Source organism: Magnetospirillum sp. XM-1 (genome assembly GCF_001511835.1).
In the GTDB taxonomy this organism is placed as follows: Bacteria; Pseudomonadota; Alphaproteobacteria; order Rhodospirillales; family Magnetospirillaceae; genus Phaeospirillum.
In genome coordinates this window covers 3,305,798-3,323,137 of sequence record NZ_LN997848.1, presented here as the reverse complement: position 1 = coordinate 3,323,137, position 17,340 = coordinate 3,305,798, and the positions used below count along the sequence as shown (strand labels likewise).

Below are 17,340 nucleotides of genomic sequence, written 5' to 3'. Positions count from 1 at the left end.
GGGGGACATAACATGCCGATTCAAGTTCTGATGCCGGCGCTGTCGCCGACCATGACCGAGGGCAAGCTGGCCAAGTGGCTCAAGGCCGAGGGCGAGGCCGTCAAGTCCGGCGACGTGCTGGCCGAGATCGAGACCGACAAGGCCACCATGGAGATGGAAGCCGTCGAGGACGGCGTTTTGGGCAAGATCCTGGTGCCGGGCGGCACCGAGGGCGTGGCGGTCAACACCCCCATCGCCGTCATCCTGGAAGAGGGTGAGGATGCCTCGGCCCTGTCCGCCGCCCCGGCTCCTGCCGCTGCTCCGGCCGCTCCGGTGGCTACTGCTGCGCCGGCTCCGGTCGCCGTTCCCCTGGCAGCCGCCCCGGCGCCCGAGGAGAAGGTCTACGCCTCCTACAAGCGCCAGACGGTGCGTGAAGCTCTGCGCGACGCCATGGCCGAGGAAATGCGGGCCGATGCCAACGTCTTCCTGCTGGGCGAGGAAGTGGCTCAGTACCAGGGCGCCTACAAGGTCAGCCAGGGTCTGCTGGAGGAATTCGGGGCCGAGCGCGTCATCGACACGCCTATCACCGAGATGGGGTTCGCCGGTCTGGCCTGCGGTGCCGGCTATGCGGGTCTCAAGCCCATCGTCGAGTTCATGACCATGAACTTCTCCATGCAGGCCATCGACCACGTCATCAACTCGGCGGCCAAGACCCTGTACATGTCGGGCGGCCAGCAGCCGTGCTCCATCGTGTTCCGCGGCCCCAACGGCGCGGCCAGCCGCGTCGGTGCCCAGCACAGCCAGGACTACGCCTCGTGGTATGCCCACTGCCCCGGCCTGAAGGTGCTGGCGCCGTGGAGCGCCGCCGACGCCAAGGGCCTGCTCAAGGCCGCCATCCGCGATCCCAATCCGGTGGTGTTCCTGGAAAACGAACTGCTCTACGGCCAGAGCTTCGACGTGCCTGACGATCCCGATTTCGTCCTGCCCATCGGCAAGGCCAAGATCGAGCGGGCCGGCGCCCATGTGACCATCACCGCCTATTCGCGCATGGTGCAGATCGCGCTGGACGCCGCCGAAATCCTCAAGGCCGAGGGCATCGAGGCCGAGGTCATCAACCTGCGTTCCATCCGTCCGCTCGACACCGCGACCATCGTCGCCTCGGTCAAGAAGACCAACCGCATCGTCTCGCTGGAGGAAGGCTGGCCGGTGGCCGGCATCGGCGCCGAGATCGCCGCGCTGATGATGGAGCACGCCTTCGACTGGCTGGACGCGCCGGTGGTGCGGGTGGCGGGCGCCGATGTGCCCATGCCCTATGCCGCCAATCTGGAAAAGCTGGCCCTGCCGCAGGCCGAACAGGTGGCCGCCGCCGCCCGTTCCGTCTGCTACCGCGGTTAAGAGGGGGGATACGACATGCCTGTGCAAATCCTGATGCCGGCGCTGTCGCCGACCATGACCGAGGGCAATGTGGCCAAGTGGCTGAAGGCCGAGGGTGATGCCGTCAAGTCCGGCGATATCCTGTGCGAGATCGAGACCGACAAGGCGACCATGGAGTTCGAGGCCGTCGACGAAGGCATCCTCGGCAAGATCCTGGTGGCCGGCGGCACCTCGGGCGTGGCCGTCAACACCCCCATCGCCGTGCTGCTGGAGGAGGGCGAGGACGCCTCGGCTATCTCCGCCGCTGCACCGGCGCCCAGGGCCGCTGCCGCTCCGGCCGCCGCGCCGGCCCCGGTTGCCGTGGCTTCGGCCCCGGCGGTCCCGGTCCACGGCGGCGACCGCGTCTTCGCCTCGCCGCTCGCCAAGCGCATCGCCCGTGACGGTAACGTCGACCTCGCGGCGGTGAAGGGCACCGGCCCCCATGGCCGCATCGTCAAGGCCGATGTGGAAGCGGCGATCGCCGGTGGTGGCGCCAAGGCTGCCGCCGCTCCGGCCGCTGCCGCGCCTGCCGCTGCTCCGGCCCCCAAGGCCGCGCAGGCTCCCGCCGTCGCCAGCCCGTTCGAGCCGGCCTTCGAGGAGATCCCCAACTCCTCCATGCGCAAGATCATCGCCCGTCGCCTGACCGAGGCGAAGAGCACCATTCCGCACTTCTACCTCAGCATCGATTGCGAGCTGGATGCCCTGTTGAAGGTGCGTTCCGACCTCAACGGCCGGTCCGATGCCTACAAGCTGTCGGTCAACGACTTCGTGGTGCGCGCCGTGGCGCTGGCCTTGAAGAAGGTGCCCGCCGCCAACGCGTCATGGGGCGAGGACGCCATCAAGCGCTATACCGACATCGACATCTCGGTGGCGGTGGCGACGCCTTCGGGCCTCATCACCCCCATCGTCCATCATGCCGATCACAAGGGCCTGGCCGAAATCTCCAACGAGATGAAGGCGCTGGCGGGGAAGGCAAGGGACAACAAGCTGAAGCCCGAGGAGTTCCAGGGCGGCGGCTTCACCATCTCCAATCTCGGCATGTTCGGGATCAAGGAGTTCGCCGCCATCATCAACCCGCCCCAGGGCTGCATCCTGGCGGTCGGCGCGGGCGAGCAGCGCCCGGTGGTGAAGAACGGCGCGCTGGCCGTGGCCACGGTGATGACCTGCACCCTGTCCGTCGATCATCGCGTGGTGGACGGCGCGGTGGGGGCCGAGTTCCTGGCCGCCTTCAAGAAGCTGATCGAAGACCCGCTCTCCATGCTGCTGTAAGGGGGGACGCGTCATGAGCCGCGAGGCCGTGCTCGCCGCCTTCGCCAGCCTGAAGGCCGATTTCCGCGATGAGCGTTTTCCGTTCATCGCGGGACGGCTGGCCGGCGAATCCCTGACATGGGGCGAGAAACTTCTGACGCTGTTCGCCCATGGCGACCGCGACGCCCTGGAGGCGGTGGACATGCTGTCCCGCTTCTGGGTGGTGCGCTACCGCGGCATGCCCGAACCCGCCGATTTGAGCGGGGCGGGGCCGGGGCCGGCTTTCGTCCTGGGCTTCACCGCCTTTCCCTATCTCGACGTCATGATGGACGCCTGGGAACTGGGCGAGGTGGCCGAGGAACAGGGGCCTGACCGCCTGACCTTCCGCTGCCTGTTCGACGGCGAGGACCAGGGCACCCTGGTCACGGCCGAGCGGGCCGGGGCCGGGTGGCGCTTCGACCTGATGGGGCTTTACCGCGCCAAGGCCGCGGCGCTGGAGACCTTCATCGAGCTGGAGTTCGGCGCTTTCGACACCTTTCTCGACCATTACGTGGCCGAGCACGATCTGAGTTTCGACCTGGAGCAGGCCTGGCGGCCTTTGACCGGGCAATAAGAAACCGGGAGGGAGTGACATGGGATTGAGAGTAAGGGAGATGCCCCGGCAACCGGGCATGCCGGTGACGCCGTTTCCCGTCGGGACCGTGGCCGAGCGTTCGGCCCTGGCCGGTCTGGTGGCGATGATCGAGAACAACCCCGCCTTCTGCAATCGCGGCGTCCTGCCGGAAGAGCAGGAGCGCTGCTACCGCGCCGTGGTCGATGCCAAGCGCCTGATCGGCGAGACCGCCGAACTGCTGCCGCCCGGCACCCCGGCCGACGACCTGCTGGCCGCCATGCGCGCCGCCTGTCGCAAGTACATCACCGAAGCCGAGTCCTGGGACCGGCGCACCGGTCGGCGCTACCAGATGCCGACCTTCGTCTTCTACCAGTTGCTGGGCGCCTTCCGCGAATTGCTGGGGCTGCATGTCTGGCGGCTGGCCGAGGCCTACGACATGGAAATCGAAGGCCGCCTGAACATGATCTTCCCCGGCACGCCGGAATAGACTGGAGAGAAAGATGGCCGAGAACAGCTTCGACATCATCGTCATCGGCGGCGGTCCCGGCGGCTATGTGGCCGCCATCCGCGCCGCCCAGCTGGGTATGAATACCGCGCTGGTCGAGCGCGAGCACCTGGGCGGCATCTGCCTCAACTGGGGCTGCATCCCCACCAAGGCCCTGCTGCGCTCGGCCGAGGTCTACCGCAACATGCAGCATGCCGATGCTTACGGCCTGTCGGCGCCTGGCGCGTCCTTCGATCTGGCCAAGATCGTGGCCCGCTCGCGCGGGGTCTCGGCCCAGCTGCAGGGCGGGGTCAAGCATCTCTTAAAGAAGAACAAGGTCACCGTCATCGACGGCACCGCCCGTTTGGCTGGCGGCGGCAAGGTGGCCATCGAGGGCAAGCCGACCATCTCGGCGCCTCACATCATCCTGGCCACCGGCGCGCGGGCCCGCGTCCTTCCCGGCTTCGAGCCCGATGGCAAGTTCATCTGGACCTACAAGGAAGCCCTGGTCCCCGACACCATGCCGAAGCGTCTCCTGGTCATCGGCTCGGGCGCCATCGGCATCGAGTTCGCCAGCTTCTTCAACGCGCTCGGCGCCCAGGTGACCGTGGCCGAGGCCATGGACCGCGTGCTGCCGGTGGAAGATGCCGAGATCAGCGCCATGGCGCAGAAGTCCTTCGAGAAGCAGGGCATGAAGATCCTGGTGGGCGCCAACATCAAGGGCTGCAAGAAGAACGCTGCCGACGTCACCGTCACCATCGAGGCGGGCGGCAAGACCCACGAGCTGACCGTCGACCGGGTCATCACCGCCATCGGCATCGTCGGCAATGTCGAGAACATCGGCCTGGAAGGCACCAAGGTGAAGGTGGAGCGCACCCACGTCATCACCGACGAGTACTGCCGCACCGGCGAACCCGGCATCTACGCCATCGGCGACATCGCCGGCGCGCCCTGGCTGGCCCACAAGGCCAGCCACGAGGCGATGATCTGCGTGGAAAAGATCAAGGGCTTGGCCGACGTCCATCCCCTCGACATGCGCAAGATCCCCGGCTGCACCTATTGCCATCCCCAGGTGGCGTCGGTGGGCCTCTCCGAGGCCAAGGCCAAGGAGAAGGGCTATGCCGTCAAGGTCGGCCGCTTCCCCTTCATGGCCAACGGCAAGGCCATTGCTCTCGGAGAGACCGAGGGCATGATCAAGACGGTGTTCGACGCCAAGACCGGCGAGCTCTTGGGCGCCCACATGATCGGCGCCGAGGTCACCGAGATGATCCAGGGCTACGTGGTCGCCAAGACCCTGGAAACCACCGAGGCCGAGCTGATGCACACCGTCTTCGCCCATCCGACGCTGTCGGAAATGATGCACGAATCGGTGCTGGACGCTTACGGCCGGGCGGTCCACTTCTAGTCTTGAAGCGTTCAAGTACGGCCGGGCGGGGGGAAACCCTTTGTCCGGCCGTTTGTTTTTCTTGACCTTCCTTCCTCGCTGGACGAAATCTACGCCATGAGCGACACGAAAGCCCTTCGCCACCCGGAAAAGGCCCGCAAGCCGGACCAGATCAGCCCGCGCAAGCCCGACTGGATTCGGGTCAAGGCTCCCACCTCGGAAGAGGCGGCCGAGGTGCGCCGCCTGATGCGGGAAAAGAACCTGCACACGGTGTGCGAGGAAGCGGCCTGCCCCAATATCGGCGAGTGCTGGAAGCACAAGCACGCCACCTTCATGATCCTGGGCGACACCTGCACCCGGGCCTGCGCCTTCTGCAACGTCAAGACCGGCAATCCCAAGGGGGCCGTGGATCTGGCCGAGCCCGAGAATCTGGCCGAATCGGTCAAGGCCATGGGCCTGAAGCACGTGGTCATCACCTCGGTGGACAGGGACGATCTGGCCGATGGCGGCGCCTTCCAGTTCGTGGCCTGCATCGAGGCCATCCGCGCCACCTCGCCCCAATGCACCATCGAAGTGCTGACCCCTGATTTCCGCGACAAGGGCGACGGGGTCGAGCGCATCGCGGCCGCCCGGCCCGACGTCTTCAACCACAACCTGGAAACCGTGCCGCGCCTTTATCCCGGCATCCGGCCCGGCGCGCGCTATTTCGAATCGCTGCGGGTGCTGCAGCGGGCCAAGGCCGCCGATCCGACCATCTTCACCAAGTCCGGCATCATGGTGGGGTTGGGCGAGGAGCGGGCCGAGGTGCTGCAGGTCATGGACGACATGCGCTCGGCCGGGGTGGATTTCATCACCATCGGCCAGTACCTGCAGCCGACCCTGAAGCATGTGGCCATCGAGCGTTTCGTCACCCCCGACGAGTTCGAGGATTACCGCGCCATGGCCCGGTCCAAGGGCTTCCTCATGGTGGCGGCGACGCCGCTCACCCGTTCCAGCCACCACGCCGACCGCGATTTCGAGGCGCTGAAGGCCGAGCGCCTGCGGCGTCAGGGGTAATCAGGGACCGACATGCCGACCCACGCCGAGCAGCGCGTCCTGCCCTATACCCCGGAGCAATTGTTCGAGCTGGTGGCCGATGTCGCCCGCTACCCCGAATTCCTGCCCTGGTGCGTGGCGTCGCGTATCCGTTCGCGCGACGGCGACGTGTTCTTCGCCGATCTGGTGATCGGCTTCAAGATGGTCCGCGAGCGCTTTACCTCCAAGGTGACGCTGACCCGTCCCAACCGGGTCGACGTCACCTATACCGAGGGGCCGTTCAAGCACCTCAACAACCACTGGATCTTCAAGCCCCACCCACAGGGCACCGAAATCGACTTCTACGTGGATTTCGAGTTCCGCTCGAAATTGCTGCAGACCATGATCGGCGCGCTGTTCAACGAGGCGGTCAAGCTGATGGTCGGCGCTTTCGAAAAGCGCGCCAAGCAGCTTTACGGCTGATCGACCATCCCCAAAACGGAAAAAACCCCCGGCGGAGGATCGGCGCCGGGGGCTTTTGCCCAGAGGTAGTGCCCCAAAAGTCACCCTCGGGCCCGTCTTTAAGTCCCGTTCGTTCGTTCGAGGAGGGGACGGACTGGAATTCGTGACGGGACCAATGTAGGGGGAGGGGGATACCTTCGTCTGTGAAGAGTCTCACACAGCGGAAAATCAATCGAGAGAGGTCAGCCCCTCCAGGGCGGCGACCTTGTTCAGCGTGATCTGGCCGCGGCCCAGCGTCACGATGCCGGCCTGTTCCCACTTGGACAGCACCTTGTTGACGCTTTCGCGGCTGATGCCCAGATGGTCGGCGATTTCCTGCTGCGACAGCTTGATGGTCGAGGGTGCGCCCGCCTTGGCCTTGGTCCCCAGGGTCTGGTCGAGCATCAGGAGATGCTTGGCCAGACGGGACGGCAGCGACAGGAACACCATGTCCTCCAGTTGGTTGTCGGCCTTGCGTATGCGATCGCACAGCACCTCGATCAGGTGCAGCGCCTGCACCGGATGTTTATGCAGGAAGGCGTGGACGTCCTTGCGCTCCAGGGCGATCAGCTCGGTGGCCTCCATGGCGGTGGCGTCGGCGGAGCGCTCCTTGCCGTCCAGCACGGCGATCTCGCCGAACAGCTGGCCGGGCTTGATCAGGCCGTAGGTCACCTCGCGCCCGTCGGCGGACAGGACGCCGATGCGGATCATCCCCTTGGCCACCAGATAGAGCCGGTCGCCGGGATCACCCTTGGAAAACAGCGTCTCGCGCGCGTCGACCTTGACCATCTTGGCCTTGGCCGCCAGCTCGTCGAGCAGGTCGGTCTGGACCGACGCGAACAAAGGCGTGTTCGCCAGCATCTCGCGGCGACGCAGTACGGTTTCCGGCATGCTATCTCCCCAGCCTAGCCAGTAATGCCGCGCCTTTTCAGCCACGGCGCGAGCACGCCGATCATACCGCTACGGAACAACAACACGCAAACAACGAAGATGACGCCCTGGATGATGATGACCCAGGACCCCACCCCGGCGAAGAAATCCTGGATGGCGACCACCAGGAAGGCGCCCACCGTCGGCCCCAGCACGGTGCCGACGCCGCCCATCAGGGTCATCAGCACCACCTCGCCCGACATGTGCCAGTTGACGTCGGCCAGCGAGGCCAGCTGGAACACCAGGCTTTTCAGCGAACCGGCCAGTCCGGCGAAGGCGGCCGACAGCACGAAGGCGATCAGCTTGTAGCGGCTGACCTCGTAGCCCAGCGAGATGGCGCGGGGCTCGTTGTCGCGGATGGCCTTCAGCACCTGTCCGAAGGGGGAGTTCACCACCCGGTGGAGGAACAGCAGCGAGACCACGAACACCGCCAGCACGAAGTAGTACATGGCCATGGTGTTGGCGAGGTCGATCAGCCCGAACAGATGGCCGCGCGGCACGCCCTGGATGCCGTCCTCGCCGTGGGTCATGGGGGCCTGCACCGCCACGAAGAAGCCAAGCTGGGCCAGCGCCAGGGTGATCATGGAGAAGTAGATGCCCTGGCGGCGGATGGCCAGCCAGCCGACCACCGCGCCCAGCGCCGTGGCCAGCGCCACGCCCAGCAGGATGGCGATTTCCGGCGTCAGGCCCCATTCCTTGGCGGCGTAGGCGGTGACATAGGCCGACCAGCCGAAGAACATGGCGTGGCCGAAGGACAGCAGCCCCACATAGCCCAGCAGCAGGTTGAAGGCGGCGGCGAACAGGCCGAAACACAGCCCCTTCATCAGGAACACCGGATAGACGGTGTAGGGCAGCACCAGGGCCACGGCCAGCAGGGCCAGGACGAAGGGGATCTGTCGCGAGGGAATCTTGGTCACGGTCATGGCCTCAGGCTCCCTTGCCGAACAGGCCGGCCGGTTTGATCAGCAGCACCACCACCATCACCATGAAGATCACGGTGCTGGCGGCCTCGGGGTAGAACACCTTGGTCAGGCCCTCCACCAGCCCCAGCATGTAGCCGGTGACGATGGAGCCCATGATCGAGCCCATGCCGCCGATCACCACCACGGCGAACACCACGATGATCAGGTCCGAGCCCATCTTGGGGCTGACCTGATAGATGGGGGCGGCCAGCACGCCGGCGATGGCGGCCAGCGCCACGCCGAAGCCGTAGGTCAGCGTGATCATCAGCGGCACGTTGATGCCGAAGGCCTGGACCAGGGTGGGATTCTCGGTTCCGGCGCGCAAATAGGCGCCCAGCTTGGTCTTCTCGATGGCGTACCAGGTGCCCAGGCAGAGGATCAGCGAGGCCACCACCACCCAGCCGCGATAGATGGGCAGGAACATGAAGCCCAGGTTCCAGCCGCCGGCCAGGGCCGACGGCACGGCGTAGGGCTGGCCTGACACGCCGTATCCCTCGCGGAACAGGCCCTCGATGATCAGCGCCAGGCCGAAGGTGAGCAGCAGGCCGTAGAGGTGGTCCAGCTTGTAGAGCCGGCACAGCATGGTGCGTTCGATGACGATGCCGACCAGGGCCACCGCCAGGGGCGCGACGATCAGGGCGGGCCAGTATCCCAGCCCCAGGAAATTCAGCGCTGCCCAAGCGACGAAGGCGCCCATCATGTAAAGGGCGCCGTGGCTGAAATTGATGATGTTGAGAAGCCCGAAGATCAACGCCAGGCCCAGGCTGAGCATGGCGTAGAACGCGCCGTTGATGAGACCCAGCAGCAATTGCCCGAACAGGGCCTGGGTCGGTATGCCGAGGATGGTCATCATGGGCTTGGGGCTCCCCCTTCAAGCAGGCCGGGATGCCGGATCGCTCCGGCATCCCGGTCCTCACGCTACTTCTTCACCAGCGGGCAGGTGCTCTCGGACAGCGGCTGGTAGGCCTCGTCGCCCGGGATGGTGCGGACGATCTTGTAATAGTCCCACGGCCCCTTGGACTCGGACGGCTTCTTCACCTGGGCCAGATACATGTCGTGGACCATGCGGCCGTCGGCGCGGATCTTGCCGTTCTTGGCGAAGAAATCCTGAATGGGCAGCTTGCGCATCTCGTCGGCGACCTTGATGCCCTCGTCGGTCTTGGCGGCCGCCGCGGCCTTCAGGTAGTGCAGCACCTGGGAATAGGTGCCGGCATGGACCATGGACGGCATCTTGCCGCCGCCCATCTTCTCGGACCAGCGCTTGGACCAGGCGCGGGTGCCTTCGTCCATGTCCCAGTAGAAGCCGGTGGTCAGCATCATGCCCTGGGCGTTTTCCAGGCCCAGCGAATGGACGTCGGTGATGAACACCAGCAGGCCGGCCAGGGACTGGCCGCCCTGGGTGATGCCGAATTCCTTGGCCTGCTTGATGGCGTTGATGGTGTCGGCGCCGGCATTGGCCAGGCCGATGATCTGGGCGCCCGAAGCCTGCGCCTGCAGCAGGAAGGACGAGAAGTCGGAGTTGGGGAAGGGGTGCTTGACCGCGCCCTTGACCGTGCCGCCATTGGCCTTGACCACCTTCTCGGTCTGGGCCTGGAGATTGTGGCCGAAGGCGTAGTCGGCGGTGAGGAAGAACCAGGTCTTGCCGCCGTTCTTCACCACCGCGTCACCGGTGCCGTTGGCCAGGGCGTAGGTGTCGTAGGTCCAGTGGAAACCGGTGGCCGAGCACTTGTCGTTGGTGAGAGGCGTCGAGGCGGCGCCCGACACCAGGTCGATCTTGCCCTTTTCCTTGGACACCTCGCGCACCGCGATGGCGGCCGCCGTGGTCACCAGCTCGGCGATGACGTCCACCTGCTCGGTGTCGTACCACTTGCGCGCGATGCCCGACGCGATGTCGGCCTTGTTCTGGTGGTCGGCGGAGATCAGCTCGATGGGCTGGCCGTTCAGCTTGCCGCCGAAATCGTCGATGGCCATTTGGGCGGCCACGATGGTGCCCTTGCCGGCCAGGTCGGAATAGGTTCCCGACAGGTCGGTCAGCACGCCGATCTTGACCTTGCCGTCGCTGTACTGGGCATGGGCGGCGCCGGCCGACAGGGCCAGCGCGGCGGCGCCGAGAAGCAGCTTCTTCATCACCATGGTTAAGTCCTCCCGTTGACTTGGTTTGTCTTCAAACGCCGAGATAGCTCTTCAGCTTGTCCATGTTGGCCGCCAGGGATTCGTTGGGGATCATGTCGATCACCTGCCCGTGCTCGACCACGTAGTGGCGGTCGGCGACGGTGGCGGCGAAGTGGAAGTTCTGCTCCACCAGAAGAATGGTGAAACCCTTCTCTCTCAAAGTCCGGATGATGTCGCCGATGTGCTGGACGATGACCGGGGCCAGGCCCTCGGTGGGTTCGTCCAGCAGCAGCATGTCGGCGCCGGTGCGCAGGATCCGGGCGATGGCCAGCATCTGCTGCTCGCCGCCCGAAAGCTTGGTGCCCTGGCTGGAGGCGCGCTCCAGCAGGCGGGGAAACAGGGCGTAGACCTCGTCCAGCGACAGGCCGCCCGGCTTGATCACCGGGGGCAGCACCATGTTTTCCTTCACCGACAGCGAGGAGAAGATGCCGCGCTCTTCCGGGCAATAGGCGAGGCCCAGGCGCGCGATGCGGTTGGACGAGAGATTGATGGTCTCGGCGCCCTGGTATTTCACCGATCCGGCCCGCTTGCCGACGATGCCCATGATGGAGCGCATGGTGGTGGTCTTGCCGACGCCGTTGCGGCCCAAGAGCGTCACCACCTCGCCCCGGGGCACGTCGAAGCTCATGCCGTGCAGCACATGGGATTCGCCGTAATGGGCGTGCAGGTCCCTGACCGAGAGGAGGATTTCGGACTCAGCCATGACCGGCGGCTCCCCCAGTGGCTTGACCATGGCCCGAGCCCATATAGGCCTCGACCACCTCGGGATTGTCGGTGATCTCGGCGTAGCTGCCCTCGGCCAGGACCCGGCCCAGCTTCAGCACCGTGATGGTGTCGGACAGGTCGGCGACCACGTTCAGGTTGTGCTCGACCATCAGGATGGTGCGGTTGGCGGCCACCCGGCGGATCAGCTCGGCGGTGCGCCGGACGTCCTCGGTGCCCATGCCGGCCATGGGTTCGTCCAGCAGCAGCATTTCCGGGTCGAGCGCCAGGGTGGTGGCGATCTCCAGCGCCCTCTTGCGGCCATAGGACAGCTCGCCGGCCGGGGTGTCGCGGTATTCGGCGACGCCCACCGCCTCGATCAACTCCTCGGCGCGGGTGTTCAGTTCGTTCAGGCACTCGCCCGAGCGCCAGAACTGGAACGATTTGCCCTGGCGGCGCTGCAGCGCGACGCGCACGTTCTCCAGCACCGTCAGATGGCCGAACACCGCCGAGATCTGGAACGAGCGCACCATGCCCTGGCGCGCGATGGCGGCCGGCTGGGTATGGGTGATGTCGGTGCCGTTGAACAGGATCTGGCCCCGGGTGGGGGTCAGGAACTTGGTCACCAGGTTGAAACAGGTGGTCTTGCCGGCGCCGTTGGGCCCGATCAGCGCGTGGATGGTATGGCGGCGAACCTTGAGATTGACGTCGGATACCGCGACGAAACCCTTGAACTCCTTGGTCAAGGAGCGGGTCTCGACGATCAAGTCGTCACCCATGCGGACACCTCCCTGCGGCGACCTGAATCCGGCGGGCTGGCGCGGGTGTTTTCCCCGTCTTCACGCTCGCCTGAATATTATTCATCAAATAAGGCCATCAAAATCGCACCCTGTCAAAGCATGGAATTGTCATGTGGCGCGGATCGGGTAAACACCCTATTCCAAGGGCAGGCGGGCAATTGCCGCGAGGCGAAGTCTATGATCCCCTCGACAAAGAATGAGGGAATTGAACATCCATTTTACAAGAGGCGGGGTTGGGCCCCGTTGTGGTTGTCCAAGTCTATGGCGGAGTCCCGCGAAAACCGGCCGTGATCAATGGCCGCATTTCCGCTCCGGGATCACGGGCGGCGGGCAGGGTGCAACCTACTCTTGGCGAACCGGGCGGAATGCCGTATGAAGTCCAACTTGGCCGATCGCCGCTGGTGATCGGGAGGGGGGCTGTCTGCCCGCCCAAGGGACGGTTTGGGTGTGTTGGATCAGGCTGCGCGGCCGGTAGGGGTTGCGGGGCGGTATAAAGGAAGACGAAGTGAATATCAGCGGATTGCCCGAAGCACAGGGACTCTATGACCCGCGCCACGAACACGATGCCTGCGGCGTCGGCTTCATCGTCGACATCAAGAACCGCAAGTCGCACGACATCGTCCGCGATGGCCTGGAGATCCTCGTCAACCTCACCCATCGCGGGGCGGTGGGCGCCGACCCCAAGGCGGGTGACGGCGCCGGCATCCTGATCCAGATGCCCGATGCCTTCCTGCGCGACGAGGCGGCCAAGCTGGGCATCACCCTCCCGGCCGAGGGCTCCTATGGCGCCGGCAGCGTGTTCCTGCCCCAGGACGAGGCCATCCGCAAGGCGTGCGAGACCCACATCGAGACCCTGGTCAAGGCCGAGGGGCAGGTGCTGCTGGGCTGGCGCGACGTGCCCACCGATTCGTCCAGCCTGGGCTATTCGGTACTGCCCACCGTGCCGGTGGTGCGCATGGTGTTCATCGGCCAGGGCGCCAACTGTCCCGACCAGCAGGCGTTCGAGCGCAAGCTGTTCGTGATCAGGAAGCAGGTGTTCAACAAGGCCCCCGAGGGCTCGGAGCGCGATCTCTACATTCCGTCGCTGTCCACCCGCACCCTGATCTACAAGGGCATGCTGCTGGCCGACCAGGTGGGCGTGTTCTACAAGGAGCTCTCCGACGAGCGCATGGTCAGCGCGCTGGCCATGGTGCATCAGCGCTTCTCCACCAACACCTTCCCCTCGTGGCGTCTGGCCCATCCGTTCCGTATGATCTGCCACAACGGCGAGATCAACACGCTGCGCGGCAACCTCAACTGGATGAACGCCCGGCGCCAGACCATGGTGTCCAAGGTCCTGGGCGACGATCTGGCCAAGCTGTGGCCGCTGATCCCGGAAGGCCAGTCGGATTCCGCCTGCTTCGACAACGCGCTGGAACTCCTGGTCATGGGCGGCTATCCGCTGGCCCACGCCATGATGATGCTGGTGCCCGAGGCGTGGTCGGGCAACCCGCTGATGGACGAGAAGCGCAAGGCCTTTTACGAGTACCACGCCGCCCTGATGGAGCCGTGGGACGGCCCGGCCGCCGTGTGCTTCACCGACGGCCGCCAGATCGGCGCGACGCTCGACCGCAACGGCCTGCGTCCCGCCCGCTATCTGGTGACCAAGGACGACAAGTTCATGATGGCCTCCGAGATGGGCGTTCTGCCCATACCTGAGGACCGCATCAAGAAGAAGTGGCGGCTGCAGCCCGGCAAGATGTTGCTGATCGACCTGGAACAGGGCCGCATTATCGACGATTCCGAGATCAAGGCCCAGCTGGCGGGCGACAAGCCCTACGCCGAGTGGCTGGCCCAGTCGCAGATCATGCTGGAAGACCTGGACATCCCGGTCGAGACGGTCCAGCCCGACCCCTCCACTCTGCTGGACCGCCAGCAGGCCTTCGGCTACACCCAGGAAGACGTCAAGTTCCTGATGCAGCCCATGGCCGTCACCGGCCAGGAGGCGGTGGGCTCCATGGGCACCGACACGCCCATCGCCGTGCTGTCGGCCAAGCCCAAGCTGCTGTTCAACTACTTCAAGCAGTGCTTCGCCCAGGTGACCAATCCGCCCATCGATTCCATCCGCGAGGAATCGGTGATGAGCCTGGTGTCGCTGATCGGCCCGCGCCCCAACCTGCTGGGCCTGGGCCAGGACGGCGGCCAGGCCAAGCGGCTTGAAGTGCGCCAGCCCATCCTCACCAACGAGGACCTGGAGAAGATCCGCCGCATCGAGACCCTGCCCGGGTCCGGCTTCAAGGCGGTGACCATCGACATGACCTGGCCGGCGTCGGAAGGCGCGGCCGGTCTGGAAGCGGCCGTGGCCGGCATCTGCCGCCAGGCCAAGGCCAAGGTCACCGAGGGCTTCAACATCATCGTCCTGTCCGACCGCTCGGTGGGGCCGGACAACGTGCCGATTCCGTCGCTGCTGGCGGTTTCCGCCGTGCATCACTTCCTGATCCGCGAGGGCCTGCGCACCAAGGCGGGTCTGGTGGTGGAGACGGGCGAGGCCCGCGAGATCCATCACATGTGCGTGCTGGCCGGCTATGGCGCCGAGGCGATCAATCCCTATCTGGCGTTCGAGACGCTGGAAGAGATGCGCCCCAACCTGCCCGAGCAGCTTTCCTCCTACGAGGTGCAGAAGCGCTACATCAAGGCCATGGCCAAGGCCATCCTGAAGGTGATGGCCAAGATGGGCATCTCCACCTACCAGTCCTATTGCGGCGCCCAGATTTTCGACGCCATCGGTCTGTCGTCGGGCTTCCTCAACACCTACTTCGCCGGGACCTCCAGCCGGGTCGAGGGCATCTCGCTGGCCGGCGTCGCCGAGGAGACCGTGCGGCGCCACCAGATCGCCTATTCCGACGCGCCGGTCTACCGCAACGCGCTGGACGTGGGCGGCGAGTACGCCGTGCGCCTGCGCGGCGAGGAGCATGCCTGGACTTCCGAGACCATCGCCTCCATGCAGCATGCGGTGCGTTCGGGCTCGGCCGACAAGTTCCGCGAGTTCTCCAAGGCCATCGACGACCAGAGCAAGCGTCTGTTGACGCTGCGCGGCCTGTTCGAGATCAAGCCGGCGGGGAATGGCATCTCCATCGACGAGGTGGAGCCGGCCAAGGAGATCGTCAAGCGCTTCGTCACTGGCGCCATGTCGTTCGGCTCCATTTCCTATGAAGCCCACTCGACCCTGGCCGTGGCCATGAACCGCATCGGCGGCAAGTCCAACACCGGCGAGGGCGGCGAGGAGCCCGAGCGCTTCCTGCCGCTCGCCAACGGCGATTCCATGCGCTCGGCCATCAAGCAGGTGGCGTCGGGCCGCTTCGGCGTCACCGCCGAGTATCTGGTCAACGCCGACGACATCCAGATCAAGATGGCCCAGGGCGCCAAGCCCGGCGAGGGCGGCCAGCTGCCCGGCCACAAGGTGGACAAGGTCATCGCCCGGGTGCGTCACTCGACCCCCGGCGTCGGCCTGATCAGCCCGCCGCCCCACCATGACATCTACTCGATCGAAGATCTGGCCCAGCTGATCTACGACCTGAAGAACGTCAATCCGGCGGCCCGCATTTCCGTCAAGCTGGTCTCGGAGATTGGCGTGGGCACCGTGGCGGCCGGCGTGTCCAAGGCCAAGGCCGACCACGTCACCATCTCGGGCTTCGACGGCGGCACCGGCGCCTCGCCGCTGACCTCCATCAAGCACGCGGGCTCGCCCTGGGAGATCGGCCTGGCCGAGACCCATCAGACCCTGGTGCTGAACCAGCTGCGCGGCCGCATCGTGGTCCAGGCCGACGGCGGCCTGCGTACGGGCCGCGACGTGATCATCGCCGCGCTCTTGGGCGCCGACGAGTTCGGCTTCGCCACCGCGCCGCTGATCGCGGCCGGCTGCATCATGATGAGGAAGTGCCACCTCAACACCTGCCCGGTGGGCGTTGCCACCCAGGACCCGGAGCTGCGCAAGCGCTTCGTCGGCCAGCCCGAGCACGTCATCAACTACTTCTTCTTCGTCGCCGAGGAAGTGCGCGAGTGGATGGCCAAGCTGGGTGTGCGCACCCTGTCCGAACTCACGGGCCGCACCGATCTGCTGGACATCAACAAGGCCATCGACCACTGGAAGGCCAAGGGCCTGGACTTCTCCAAGGTGTTCCACCGCATTCCGTCCCAGCCGGGCGTGGCCGAGCGTCATTGCGAATCCCAGGAGCACGACGTGGTCGACATCCTGGACCGCGAGCTGATCAATGAGGCCAAGCCGGCGCTCGACGACCGCGTCTCGGTGCGCCTGCAAAAGCCGGTGCGCAACGTCAACCGCACCGTCGGCGCCATGCTGTCGGGCGAGGTGGCCAAGCGCTACGGCCATGCCGGTCTTCCCGGCGACACCATCCACGTCAAGCTGACCGGCACCTCCGGCCAGAGCTTCGGCGCCTTCCTGGCGCGCGGCGTGACGCTGGAGCTGGAAGGCGAGGGCAACGATTACGTGGGCAAGGGCATTTCCGGCGGCCGGGTGATCATCTATCCGTCCAAGGACTTCACGGCTCCTGCCGAGGACAACATCATCGTCGGCAACACCGTGCTGTACGGCGCCATCGAGGGCGAGTGCTATTTCCGCGGCGTGGCGGGCGAGCGCTTCGCCGTGCGCAACTCGGGCGCCATCGCGGTGGTCGAGGGCGTGGGCGACCACGGCTGCGAATACATGACCGGCGGCGTGGTCCTCGTCATCGGCCCCACGGGCCGCAACTTCGCGGCGGGCATGTCGGGCGGCGTCGCCTACGTGCTGGACGAGGCCGGCGACTTCAAGAAGCGCTGCAACCTCTCCATGGTCGAGCTGGAGCCGGTGGCCGCCGAGGAAGAGGCCAATTCCAAGCACGAGAACCAGGCCGGCGACCTGGAAGGCCACGGGCTGGTGGACGTCATGGGTGACATGACCCGCGACGACGCGTCGCGCATCCAGGCGCTGCTCAGGAACCACCAGCACTACACGGGCTCCAAGCGGGCCCACGACATCCTGCTGAACTGGGAGTACTACATGCCGAAGTTCGTCAAGGTGATGCCGGTCGATTACCGGCGCGCCCTGCTCGAAATGCAGAAGGCCCAGGAACCCAAGGTCGCTGTTGGGGGAGGGCGCTGAC

General features: G+C 65.9%; 14 protein-coding genes. 8 read left to right on the top strand and 6 right to left on the bottom strand.

Annotated features, from left to right (window positions below):
- Positions 1 to 12: 12 nt before the first annotated feature.
- The 7 genes from XM1_RS15370 to XM1_RS15340 all read left to right on the top strand — a co-directional run bounded on the left by XM1_RS15370 (position 13) and on the right by XM1_RS15340 (position 6,618).
- On the top strand, positions 13 to 1,374 hold the full coding sequence (locus tag XM1_RS15370) for a pyruvate dehydrogenase complex E1 component subunit beta (RefSeq protein WP_068434961.1): 1,362 nt from the start codon (positions 13 to 15) through the stop codon (positions 1,372 to 1,374).
- A 15-nt stretch (positions 1,375 to 1,389) separates the two neighbouring features.
- Positions 1,390 to 2,661, top strand: a complete 1,272-nt coding sequence (locus tag XM1_RS15365; RefSeq protein ID WP_068434958.1) for a pyruvate dehydrogenase complex dihydrolipoamide acetyltransferase — start codon at positions 1,390 to 1,392, stop codon at positions 2,659 to 2,661.
- Between the two features lie 13 nt (positions 2,662 to 2,674).
- Positions 2,675 to 3,253, top strand: a complete 579-nt coding sequence (locus XM1_RS15360; protein WP_068434957.1) for a hypothetical protein — start codon at positions 2,675 to 2,677, stop codon at positions 3,251 to 3,253.
- Positions 3,254 to 3,293: 40 nt separating this feature from the next.
- The gene (locus XM1_RS15355; RefSeq protein WP_231920539.1) at positions 3,294 to 3,740 is read left to right on the top strand and encodes a hypothetical protein; all 447 of its coding nucleotides are present in this window, start codon (positions 3,294 to 3,296) and stop codon (positions 3,738 to 3,740) included.
- Positions 3,741 to 3,753: 13 nt separating this feature from the next.
- The gene (gene lpdA / locus XM1_RS15350; protein ID WP_068434954.1) at positions 3,754 to 5,142 is read left to right on the top strand and encodes a dihydrolipoyl dehydrogenase; all 1,389 of its coding nucleotides are present in this window, start codon (positions 3,754 to 3,756) and stop codon (positions 5,140 to 5,142) included.
- Positions 5,143 to 5,238: 96 nt separating this feature from the next.
- A complete protein-coding gene (lipA, locus tag XM1_RS15345) occupies positions 5,239 to 6,177 on the top strand; it encodes a lipoyl synthase (RefSeq protein WP_068434952.1) in 939 nt (312 codons plus the stop codon).
- Positions 6,178 to 6,189: 12 nt separating this feature from the next.
- Complete coding sequence (locus XM1_RS15340; RefSeq protein WP_068434950.1) at positions 6,190 to 6,618, top strand: type II toxin-antitoxin system RatA family toxin; 429 nt, start codon at positions 6,190 to 6,192, stop codon at positions 6,616 to 6,618.
- A gap of 207 nt (positions 6,619 to 6,825) precedes the next feature.
- Here the strand turns inward: XM1_RS15340 and XM1_RS15335 are convergent, their stop codons facing one another.
- The 6 genes from XM1_RS15335 to XM1_RS15310 all read right to left on the bottom strand — a co-directional run bounded on the left by XM1_RS15335 (position 6,826) and on the right by XM1_RS15310 (position 12,181).
- Positions 6,826 to 7,527 (bottom strand): Crp/Fnr family transcriptional regulator, encoded by a 702-nt coding sequence (locus tag XM1_RS15335; RefSeq protein WP_231920538.1) that lies wholly within the window; start codon positions 7,525 to 7,527, stop codon positions 6,826 to 6,828.
- A 14-nt stretch (positions 7,528 to 7,541) separates the two neighbouring features.
- A complete protein-coding gene (locus XM1_RS15330) occupies positions 7,542 to 8,489 on the bottom strand; it encodes a branched-chain amino acid ABC transporter permease (protein ID WP_068434948.1) in 948 nt (315 codons plus the stop codon).
- A 4-nt stretch (positions 8,490 to 8,493) separates the two neighbouring features.
- Positions 8,494 to 9,378 (bottom strand): branched-chain amino acid ABC transporter permease, encoded by an 885-nt coding sequence (locus tag XM1_RS15325; RefSeq protein WP_231920797.1) that lies wholly within the window; start codon positions 9,376 to 9,378, stop codon positions 8,494 to 8,496.
- A gap of 68 nt (positions 9,379 to 9,446) precedes the next feature.
- Positions 9,447 to 10,661: an ABC transporter substrate-binding protein gene (locus XM1_RS15320; RefSeq protein WP_068434944.1), complete on the bottom strand. Its 1,215-nt coding sequence runs from the start codon at positions 10,659 to 10,661 to the stop codon at positions 9,447 to 9,449.
- A 31-nt stretch (positions 10,662 to 10,692) separates the two neighbouring features.
- Entirely contained in the window at positions 10,693 to 11,403 is a 711-nt protein-coding gene (locus XM1_RS15315; protein WP_156428756.1) for an ABC transporter ATP-binding protein, read from the bottom strand.
- The gene (locus XM1_RS15310) at positions 11,396 to 12,181 is read right to left on the bottom strand and encodes an ABC transporter ATP-binding protein (RefSeq protein WP_068434941.1); all 786 of its coding nucleotides are present in this window, start codon (positions 12,179 to 12,181) and stop codon (positions 11,396 to 11,398) included. The genes XM1_RS15315 and XM1_RS15310 overlap by 8 nt, the downstream gene beginning before the upstream one ends.
- A gap of 526 nt (positions 12,182 to 12,707) precedes the next feature.
- Between XM1_RS15310 and gltB the strand changes: the two genes are divergently transcribed.
- Complete coding sequence (gene gltB / locus XM1_RS15305) at positions 12,708 to 17,339, top strand: glutamate synthase large subunit (RefSeq protein WP_068434939.1); 4,632 nt, start codon at positions 12,708 to 12,710, stop codon at positions 17,337 to 17,339.
- Position 17,340 lies beyond the last annotated feature (1 nt).